At 72.4% G+C, this 8,287-nt stretch carries 4 protein-coding genes; 2 read left to right on the forward strand and 2 right to left on the reverse strand.

What is annotated here, in order from left to right; genetic code table 11:
- Positions 1–47 precede the first annotated feature (47 nt).
- Together ACFU7Z_RS31120 and eccCa are read right to left on the reverse strand one after the other, a co-directional pair.
- A complete protein-coding gene (locus ACFU7Z_RS31120; protein ID WP_049651684.1) occupies positions 48–1,451 on the reverse strand; it encodes an APC family permease in 1,404 nt (467 codons plus the stop codon).
- A 468-nt stretch (positions 1,452–1,919) separates the two neighbouring features.
- The gene (eccCa, locus tag ACFU7Z_RS31125) at positions 1,920–5,864 is read right to left on the reverse strand and encodes a type VII secretion protein EccCa (protein WP_074006411.1); all 3,945 of its coding nucleotides are present in this window, start codon (positions 5,862–5,864) and stop codon (positions 1,920–1,922) included.
- Between the two features lie 407 nt (positions 5,865–6,271).
- Here eccCa and eccD point away from each other — a divergent pair, with 407 nt between their 5' ends.
- The gene (eccD, locus tag ACFU7Z_RS31130; RefSeq protein ID WP_049651682.1) at positions 6,272–7,732 is read left to right on the forward strand and encodes a type VII secretion integral membrane protein EccD; all 1,461 of its coding nucleotides are present in this window, start codon (positions 6,272–6,274) and stop codon (positions 7,730–7,732) included.
- Between the two features lie 227 nt (positions 7,733–7,959).
- Positions 7,960–8,250: a 30S ribosomal protein S15 gene (gene rpsO, locus ACFU7Z_RS31135; RefSeq protein WP_031072625.1), complete on the forward strand. Its 291-nt coding sequence runs from the start codon at positions 7,960–7,962 to the stop codon at positions 8,248–8,250.
- Positions 8,251–8,287: the final 37 nt, after the last annotated feature.

Genomic DNA, 8,287 nt, shown 5'->3' on the forward strand with positions numbered 1-8,287 from the left:
GGCCTGGGGGAGGCCCGGGGCACCGCCGTGTGGGGGAGGGGTGGGGGTCAGTCCTGCTGGTCCTCGGGGAGGCTGATCACCCAGCGGGTGTCCTGCCGGGGGCGAAGGTAGAACAGCCAGTAGAGGGTGGCGGCGGCGGTGATGCCGCCGGTCCACAGCAGGGGCTCGGTGTCCAGCTTGGTCATCACGTAGACCAGGACGGCGATCAGCACGACCGGGACGGCCGGCCACAGCGGCATCCGCCAGGCGGAGGCGTGCTTGTGGTGGCCGCGGCGGGAGAGCAGCGCGGCGATCGCGACCAGCAGGTACATCCCGGTGACGGCGACGCCGGTGATGTTGCTCAGCAGCTCGCCCTTGACGAAGCAGAGCGCGGCGCCGGGCAGGCCGACCGCCAGGGTGGCGATCCACGGCGAGCCGAACCGGCCGAGGGTGCCGAAGGCCTTGTTGACCGGCTCCGGCCAGGCCTTGTCGCGGGCGGAGGCGAACAGCACCCGGGAGTTCTGGATGACCATGACGATGCCGGCGTTGATGATGGCCAGCGCGACGCAGAGGCTGATGAAGGTGCCGACCGCGGAGTTGCTCCAGGCGGTGACCATGCCGGAGATGTCGCCGGAGGCCAGGGTCTGCAGGTCGGGGGCGCCCACGGTGATCGCGACGACCGGGACCAGGATGATCGCGGAGGAGATGCCGAGCGTCCACAGCACGGTGCGCGAGACGTTGCGGCGCGGGTTCTCCAGCTCCTCGGACAGGTAGACGGCGGTGGAGAAGCCCTGGGTGATGAACAGGGCGATGCCGAGCGCGCCGACGATGGCGCCGACGCTCACCGTGGTGGTGGCGCCGCCGTCCCCGGTGACCACGCCGTGCAGCAGGCTGGGGGCGTCGCTGTTGGTGTGGGCGAAGCCGAGCACCGAGACCACGCCGGCCGCGATGACCTCCAGGACCAGGAAGACGCCGGTGATCCAGGCGTTGGCGCGCAGGTCGAGCAGGCCGGCCAGGGTGGCGGCCAGCATCACGGCGGCGCCGGTCATGGCCTTGTCGAGGTGCAGGACGGGCGCGAGGTAGTCGGCGGTGCCGAGGGCGATGACCGAGGGGACGATCATCACCACGATCAGGGAGAGCACGAAGACCAGCCAGCCCATCAGCCGCCCGGCCAGGGTGCCGACCATCGCGTACTCGCCGCCGGCGCTGGGGATCAGGGTGCCGAGTTCGGAGTAGCAGAACGCGACCGCGACGCAGAGCACGGTGCCGATCGCGATGGCCAGCGCGGTGGCGCTGCCGATGCTGGAGAACAGCTCCGGCACGATCACGAAGAGCGTCGAGGCGGGGGTGACGCAGGACAGCGTGAGCAGGGTGCCGCCCACGACGCCGATCGAGCGCTTGAGCTGTTGGGGCGCTGCCGCCTCGGCCGCGGGGGCGGCTACGGTCTGTGGCGGGCGAAGCGTGTCGGTCATGTGGCTTCCGATCGGCTCTGTGCGGTGCTGGGGTGGGAGCGGTATCGCCTCCGCTGGCTGGTTGCTCGGTGTCCGGTTCCAGGCGCTCCCTGGCCGCCATGGAACCTTGGGCGTATTGATCGCGTCAACGCCGGAACTGCTTCGGAATCCGTTGCGGCGAACGGCATAGACATACGATCCGATGATCACGTTCGGTCATTGCCAGCTTTGTCCGACTTGTTACTTTGGCCACATGGCAATTGAATCGAAGGTGAACAAAGAGGGCGGACCGCGATTCCAAGGTCGTACTTCGAGTGAGCGGTGATACGCCCAGGTGCCCCTGAGACGCCCGGCAACTCCCCGGCGGGGTACGGGAACCGCAGCCCCCGCCCGGAAAGATCTAGGTAACGTTTCGGAACCCGGGACGCCGAAGGGGCCGGACTCCACGAGTCCGACCCCTTCGCTCACCGTCCGTGACGGCCGGCGCGGCTACGCCACCGGCAGCCAGCCCGTCTGGACCATCTGCCCGCTGGTCACGCGGCGTGACACGAAGACGGCGCGGCCCGGCGGCAGCGCCTGCGGCTTGACCGTCCCCAGCAGCGCGCCCTCGTCCCGGTTGCCGGAGAGGATCACGCCCTGGCCGCCGAGCTCGCGCATCCGCTGCAGCACCGGCTCGTACAGCGAGCGGCCGGCGCCGCCCGCGCTGCGGGCCACGATCACCCGCAGGCCGATGTCGCGGGCGAACGGCAGGAACTCGGCCAGCGGGGCCAGCGGGTTGCCCGAGCTCGTCGCGACCAGCTCGTAGTCGTCGACGATCACGAACATGTCCTTGCCGCTGTACCAGCTGCGGTTGCGCAGCTGCTCGGCGGTCACGTCCGGGCCCGGCAGGCGGCGCGAGCAGGCGCCGCGCAGCATGTCCACGATGGCCGCCATGGCCGGCTGCGCGGCCGCGTACTCCACCAGGTACTCCGGCGGCACGGTGCCGAGCAGCGCGCGCCGGTAGTCGCCGACCACGATGCCGGCCTGGTCCGGGGTGTACCGCTCGGTGATCTGCTTGATCAGCATCCGCAGCACCGCCGACTTCCCGGACTCGGTGTCGCCGAAGACGATGAACAGCGGGTCGGTCTCGAAGTTGACGAAGACCGGTGCCAGCTCCGCCTCGTCCACGCCGAAGGCGACGCCGCGCTCCGGGTGCTCGAAGCCCTTCGGCAGCGCGTGGCCGTCCAGGACGGCCGGCAGCATCCGCACCTGCGGGGCGCGCGGGCCGGTCCAGGCCCCGTCGACGGCGGCGACCAGCCCGGCCACGCCGTTCTGGAGGTCCTCCACCGAGGAGGAGCCGTCCAGCCGGGGCAGGCCGGACAGGAAGTGCAGCCGCTCCGGGGTGATGCCGCGCCCGGCCAGCGACGGGACGTTCTGCGCCACCCGGCGGTCGACCTCGGACTCCATCGCGTCACCGAGCTTCAGCTCGGTCCGGTTCTGCAGCAGGTCCTTCAGGGCCGGGCGCACCTCGGCGTACCGGGCCGCGGTGATCACCAGGTGCACGCCGTAGCCGAGGCCGCGCTGGGCGATGTCGCCGATCACCGGCTCCAGGCCCTCGAACTCCTGCTTGAAGGTGTTCCAGCCGTCGATCACCAGGAAGACGTCGCCGAAGGCCTCGTCCGGCAGTTGGCCGGCCGCCCGGCGGGCCCGGTAAGTGGCGATGGTGTCGATCCCGGCGGCCCGGAACAGCTCCTCGCGCCGGTTGAGCACCCCGTGCACCTCGGAGACCATCCGGCGCACCTTGTCCACGTCCAGGCGCCCGGCCACCCCGCCGACGTGCGGCAGCCCGCCCAGCGACTGGAAGCTGCCCGCGCCGAAGTCGAGCAGGTAGAACTGCACCTCCAGCGGGGTGTGGGTGAGGCCGAACGAGGCCACCATGGTGCGCACCACGGTCGACTTGCCGGAGCGCGGGCCGCCCACGATCAGACCGTGGCCGGCCGCCCCCGCGTAGTCGACCTCCAGGATGTCCGTCTTCTGCTCGCGCGGCCGGTCGACGATGCCGATCGGCGCCCGCAGCCGGCCCGCCGGGTAGCCGGGCGCGGTCAGCCCGCGCTCCGGCACGACCTGCAGGGGCGGCAGCAGGTGGTCCATGCTCGGCGCCTCCTCCAGCGGCGGCAGCCAGACCTGGTGCGCGGCCGGGCCCTGGCCGGCCATCCGCTGGACGAACACGTCCAGGACGGTGTCCACCAGCGCGTCGTCCTGCTCCGGGGCCTGCGGTACGACCTCCACCTCCACCGGGTCCGGGAGGTCCACGAAGGCGGCGGTGAACTCCACCGGGCGGGTGTCGACCCGTCGCCCGCCGGTCGACCGCTGCTGCCCCGGCGCCCGGTACGGCCCCGAGACGTAGGCGGCCTTGAACCGGTCCATCACGTCCTCGCCGAACTTCAGGTAGCCGACACCCGGCACCGGCGGCAGGTGGTACGCGTCCGGCACGCCGATCGCCGCCCGGGACTCCGCGGCCGAGAAGGTGCGCAGACCGATCCGGTACGACAGATAGGTGTCCAGGCCGCGCAGCTTGCCCTCCTCCAGGCGCTGCGAGGCCAGCAGCAGGTGCACGCCCAGCGAGCGGCCGATCCGGCCGATCTGGATGAACATCTCGATGAAGTCGGGCTTGGCGCTGAGGAGTTCGGAGAACTCGTCGATGATCAGCACCAGCGAGGGCAGCGGGTCCAGCGCCGCGCCGGCCGCCCGGGCCCGCTCGTACTCGTGGATGTTGGCGTAGTTGCCCGCCGAGCGCAGCAGCTCCTGGCGGCGGTGCAGCTCGCCCTCGATCGCGTCGCGCATGCGGTCGACCAGGGTGAGCTCGCCCTCCAGGTTGGTGATCACCGCGGAGGTGTGCGGCATGTCCGCCATGCCGGAGAAGGTCGCACCGCCCTTGAAGTCGGCGAGGACGAAGTTCAGGATCTCCGAGGAGTGGGTCATCGCCAGCGCCAGCACCAGCGTGCGCAGCAGCTCCGACTTGCCGGAACCGGTCGCGCCGACGCACAGGCCGTGCGGGCCCATGCCCTCCAGCGCGGCCTCCTTGATGTCCAGGTAGACGTGCTCGCCGTTGGCGCCGACGCCGATCGGCACCCGCATCCGCTCGTGCTGGGCGCGCGGGCGCCAGCTGCGGGCCACGTCGAAGGAGCCCGGGTCGCCCGAGCTCATCATGTCGGTGAAGTCGAGGTTGGACAGCAGCGGCTCGTCGTCCCCGCCGGCCGAGATCCGGTACGGCGCCAACTGCCGCGCCAGCGCCTCGGACTGCCACACCGAGAGCAGGTCCGGCTTGCCGGTGTACGTCGCGCCGGAGGCCGAGCGGAGCACCAGCTCCTCGGCGTTGACCGTCACCATCAGGTGCCCGCTGGGTTCGTCGACCTCGCCCGGCACCACCTCGATGACCGTCACGCCCTGCACGCCCTCCGGGCTCGCCAGCAGCGAGTCGTGCGGCACCCCGGCGCCGTCCATGACGACCACCAGGTGCGGCTGGTCGGCCGGCGGGGCCACCTCCCGCACGAAGCGCTGGCGGCCGGCCAGCTCGTCCTGGAGCAGGTACTCCAGGTCGCCCAGGTCGGCGGCGAACAGCCGGCGCGAGCCCGCGCCGTCGGCCTCCTTGCGGTGCTGGTTGTGCGGGAGCCACTTGGTCCACTCCCACTCCTCGGCCGCACCGGGCGCGGCCGCGACCGCCACCATCAGGTCGTCCGGCGAGTGCAGGGTGGTCAGTTGGGCGATCATCGCGCGCACGTTCCCGTACACCGAGTCCGGGTCCCCGCACACCGTGATGTGGTAGAACGCCCGCAGCGAGACCGCCAGCGGCAGGTCCTGGAGGGTGCCGTGCGCCTTCAGGAAGGAGTGCATCGCGGCCGCCGACAGCGGCTCCAGCTCGTCCATCGGCGCGGTCTGCGGCGCCACCAGCGGCGTGGACAGCTGCACCGGCCCGAGGCCCACCCGGATCTGCGCGAAGTCGCCGTCCCCGGTGCGCCGTTCCCACAGCCGGCGGCCGTCCTCGACGATCGACCAGAGCTGGTCCGGGGCCGGGTTCAGGAACAGCAGCGCGCCGCGCTGGCGCTCCGCCGTGCGGCGCACCTGGCGGCGGGTCTGCTGGAGGTACTTCAGGTAGTCGCGCCGCTCGTCCGCCATCGCGGTCGAGCCGCCCTTGCGGGCCCGGACGATCTGCGCCAGCACCATGCCGACCGTCGAGGCGATCATCAGACCGCCCATGATCTTCATGGGTGCGGCGGCCCCCGGCGAGAAGAAGAACACCGCCGATCCGCCCATGCCCAGCATCGGCAGGATGCTCATCAGCCAGTCCTCGCCGCCCTGCCGGGGCAGTTCGGGCGGGCTCACCAGCTCCACCGGTTCGTCCGGCACGGTGGGCGGATACGCCCTGGCCGGTCGCTTGACCGTGATCACACCCATGTGTCATCCACCCCGCGGCGTCGATCGATCACTTCGGCATCAGCCCTCACGTGACTTGCGCACGCTCCGTACGGGAATCCGGTGACTGGGGACGCCCCACCCAGCGCAGCCCCCGTACCTCTGCGCAGGCGCCGATCCTAACGGTCGCCCCCGCACCGCCCGCCAGGGCCCGGTACGCACCGGCACCGGACACGAACCGAACGGGTAGGGTAACGCCGCGCCAACTCGCGGCCCGGTCGGGCCGGTTCCACAGCAACACCGAGCGCCGCCGGGCCTCGGCACCGTCAACAAGGGGGAGCGCCACGTGCGTCGAAGGATCGAGGTGCGGGCATGAGTGAGCGGAGCGAGCTCATCATCGAACACCGCGCAGTGGGCGGAGCGCCTGCCGGGCGAAGCGGGGTGGGGGCGTGAGCACCGCGGCCGCCACCGGCTACTGCCGGGTGACCGTCGTCGCCCCGGACCGCCGGATCGACGTCGCCCTGCCCGAGGACGTCCCGCTCGCGGACGTCTACCCCGAGGTGCTGCGGCTGGCCAACCAGAGCCAGCCCGACGGCACCCCCACCGGCTTCCACCTGGTCCGCCGGGACGGCACGGTGCTCGACAGCGGGCTGCCGCTGGCCGCCCAGCAGGTCCGCGACGGCGACCTGCTGGCGCTGCGCCCCTTCGCCGAGTCGCTCCCGCCGGCCGTCTACGACGACGTCGCCGACGCGATCGCCAGCGCCGTCGAGGCCGACCGCCGGTTCTGGACAGCCGAGCTGATGCGCGGCTTCGGCCTGATCGGCGCCGGGGTGCTGCTCACCCTGCTCGGCTTCGCGCTCTGGTTCTCCGACCTGCGCCACGACATGCACGGCCTGCCCGGCGTGCTGGCCGGCGTCACCGCCGTCGTGCTCACCGCGCTCGCCGGGGTCCGCGCCCGGGTCTACCAGGACGCCCACGCGGCCGTCGCGCTCGGCCTCGGCGCGCTGCCGCACGCCATGATCGGCGGCAGCGGCGTGATCGCCGTCGCCCACCTCGGGGACGGCCCCGGCCGGCTCCAGTTCCTGGTCGGCTGCGTCGCCGCCCTGGTGGTCTCCGTACTGCTGGCCGGCCTGCTGCCGGAGAAGGACGCGGTGTTCGTCGCCGCCGCCCTGGTCTCCACCGCCGGCGCGCTCGCCACCTTCGCGGCCGTCCTGCTGCCGGAGACCCCGGCCGGGCACATCGCCGCCGTCACCGGCGTCGCCGCCGTCGCCGTGGTCGGCTTCCTGCCCAGCCTCTCCGCCCGGTTCGCCCGGCTGCCGGTCGGCTTCAGCGCCCCCGGCCAGACCCGCACCCGCAGCCGCGACTACGACGAGGAGGCCGAGCGCGCCGAGGCCGTCCAGTACGAGCGGATCGCGCACCAGGCCCGCCGCGGGCACGAGGTGCTGGTCGGCCTGGTCGGCGGCTGCGCCGCGGTCGTGGTCGGCGCCTGCGCCGTCCTCGGCTTCACCGACGAGACCTTCCCCGAGGTGCTCGCGCTCGCCCTGGGCCTGACCACCATGCTGCGCGCCCGGCTGTTCCGCTACACCGCGCAGGTGCTCAGCCTCACCGTGGCCGGCCTGCTCGGCCTGAGCCTGCTGATCGTCGGGCTGTCCCTGCACACCCCGCAGTTCTTCCTGCGGGCGGCCGGCTCCACCACCGAACTCGACCTGCGCACGATCTGGCTGACCGCCTCGATCGCCTTCGGCGCCGCGCTGCTCACCGCGATCGCCCTGGTGGTGCCGCGGCTCGGGGTCTCCCCGTTCTGGGGGCGCATCCTGGACCTGGTGGACAGCCTCACCCTGATCTCGCTCGTCCCGCTGGCGCTCGCCGTCCTGGACGTCTACCGGCTGGTCCGCGGCGCCACCAGCTGACCGCAGGCCCCCCGGAGCCGCCCGCGGAGGCCCCGGAACCGTCCCCGGAGCCGCCCGCCCGACCGCCGAACGGCCGGGTGGGCGGCACTGGTACGCTTGGCCTTCGAGCGCAGCCGTGTGTCCGCCCCCCGTGGGCCGACGACCGCCGGCCGCGCCCGCGACACCGAGTTCTCGATGAGTCCTGTGTTGTCGACCAGGACCGCTCGGTAGACCCTGAAGGAGTTGCAGTGGCTCTCGCCTCTGACGTCAAGAAGCAGATCTTCGCCGAGTTCGGCCAGAAGGAGGGCGACACCGGTTCCCCCGAGGTCCAGGTGGCCATGCTCTCCCGTCGTATCTCGGACCTGACCGAGCACCTCAAGACCCACAAGCACGACCACCACTCGCGTCGTGGCCTGCTGATCCTGGTCGGCCAGCGCCGCCGCCTGCTGCAGTACCTGGCCAAGAAGGACATCGAGCGCTTCCGTACGCTCGTCGACCGCCTGGGCATCCGCCGCGGTGCCGCCGGTGGCGCCCGCTAAGACCGCCGCTCGGGGGCGGCTCCCCACACCGGGGAGC

Origin of the sequence: Kitasatospora sp. NPDC057518, assembly GCF_042802075.1 — a bacterium.
Lineage (GTDB): Bacteria > Actinomycetota > Actinomycetes > Streptomycetales > Streptomycetaceae > Kitasatospora.

Coding starts and splice junctions, on each gene's coding strand:
- eccCa (WP_074006411.1), bottom strand. CDS start 5,864: ATGGGTGTGATCACGGTCAAGCGACCGGCCAGGGCGTATCCGCCCACC.
- ACFU7Z_RS31120 (WP_049651684.1), bottom strand. CDS start 1,451: ATGACCGACACGCTTCGCCCGCCACAGACCGTAGCCGCCCCCGCGGCC.